The organism is Vibrio sp. Isolate22 (genome assembly GCF_022398115.1).
Taxonomy (GTDB): Bacteria; Pseudomonadota; Gammaproteobacteria; order Enterobacterales; family Vibrionaceae; genus Vibrio.
Genome location: NZ_JAKEUW010000132.1, coordinates 1 through 1,773 on the forward strand (window position 1 = coordinate 1; position 1,773 = coordinate 1,773).

General features: G+C 47.6%; 3 tRNA genes and 2 rRNA genes. All 5 read left to right on the forward strand.

Annotated elements, in window-relative coordinates:
• Positions 1-618: ribosomal RNA gene (locus L1D55_RS27120) — 16S ribosomal RNA — on the forward strand; the annotation flags it as partial.
• Between the two features lie 182 nt (positions 619-800).
• Positions 801-876, forward strand: a tRNA-Glu gene (locus L1D55_RS27125).
• A gap of 2 nt (positions 877-878) precedes the next feature.
• Positions 879-954 (forward strand) — tRNA-Lys (locus tag L1D55_RS27130).
• A 33-nt stretch (positions 955-987) separates the two neighbouring features.
• Positions 988-1,063, forward strand: a tRNA-Val gene (locus L1D55_RS27135).
• A 373-nt stretch (positions 1,064-1,436) separates the two neighbouring features.
• A 23S ribosomal RNA gene (locus L1D55_RS27140) occupies positions 1,437-1,773 on the forward strand; the annotation flags it as partial.

A 1,773-nucleotide genomic window follows, 5' to 3' on the forward strand; every position in this document is an offset into this window, starting at 1 on the left:
GGGGCCCGCACAAGCGGTGGAGCATGTGGTTTAATTCGATGCAACGCGAAGAACCTTACCTACTCTTGACATCCAGAGAAGCCAGCGGAGACGCAGGTGTGCCTTCGGGAGCTCTGAGACAGGTGCTGCATGGCTGTCGTCAGCTCGTGTTGTGAAATGTTGGGTTAAGTCCCGCAACGAGCGCAACCCTTATCCTTGTTTGCCAGCGAGTAATGTCGGGAACTCCAGGGAGACTGCCGGTGATAAACCGGAGGAAGGTGGGGACGACGTCAAGTCATCATGGCCCTTACGAGTAGGGCTACACACGTGCTACAATGGCGCATACAGAGGGCTGCRAACTTGCGAGAGTGAGCGAATCCCAAAAAGTGCGTCGTAGTCCGGATTGGAGTCTGCAACTCGACTCCATGAAGTCGGAATCGCTAGTAATCGTAGATCAGAATGCTACGGTGAATACGTTCCCGGGCCTTGTACACACCGCCCGTCACACCATGGGAGTGGGCTGCAAAAGAAGTGGGTAGTTTAACCTTCGGGAGGACGCTCACCACTTTGTGGTTCATGACTGGGGTGAAGTCGTAACAAGGTAGCCCTAGGGGAACCTGGGGCTGGATCACCTCCTTATACGAAGATGACGCTCACCACTTTGTGGTTCATGACTGGGGTGAAGTCGTAACAAGGTAGCCCTAGGGGAACCTGGGGCTGGATCACCTCCTTATACGAAGATRTTCACGATAAGTGTCCACACAGATTGATACGGTTTAGAAAGTAAAGAGACGAAGAACTCCCAAGTTCTTCAATCCAGTGTCCCGTTCGTCTAGAGGCCTAGGACACCGCCCTTTCACGGCGGTAACAGGGGTTCGACTCCCCTACGGGATACCATTGGGTCGTTAGCTCAGTTGGTAGAGCAGTTGACTTTTAATCAATTGGTCGCAGGTTCGAATCCTGCACGACCCACCATTCTTTCTCCACGAAGGAATTAAAACTTTTAGTGGGCGATTAGCTCAGTTGGGAGAGCACCTGCCTTACAAGCAGGGGGTCACTGGTTCGAGCCCGGTATCGCCCACCATTCTCTAAATATTCTTGGAAGTTAAAACTCCAAACCACTTCTTATGTTGTTGGTTGGTTTTTTCGACTGCGAGAGTTTTTAGAAAATGCATTCTTCGGAATACATGCTCTTTAACAATTTGGAAAGCTGACTGATTAACTCTAAGAGTTAATCAAATTAAAAGTTCTCAATGTTTATCTTTAGATAAACACAACACAAACACATTCAAGTGTCTTGTATTCGATTCAAATCTAATTTGAATCACCATTGAGTCCGGCAAACACGTAATAAGAACTAACCCTTCTTATTACAACCAAAAACCTTGGTTGCTGTTTTGTCTTCACTTTTTAAAAGTGAAAGCAAATACCATACATGAGACCTCTTCGGGTTGTATGGTTAAGTGACTAAGCGTACACGGTGGATGCCTTGGCAGTCAGAGGCGATGAAGGACGTATTAACTTGCGATAAGCCCAGATTAGACAGTAAAAGTCATTTGAGTCTGGGATTTCCGAATGGGGAAACCCACTTACATAAGTAAGTATCTTGTTGTGAATACATAGCAACAAGAGGCAAACCGGGGGAACTGAAACATCTAAGTACCCCGAGGAAGAGAAATCAACCGAGATTCCGAAAGTAGCGGCGAGCGAAATTGGATTAGCCCTTAAGCTTTTAATGAGACAGACGAAGGCTCTGGAAAGTGCTGCAATAAAGGGTGATAGCCCCGTAGTCGA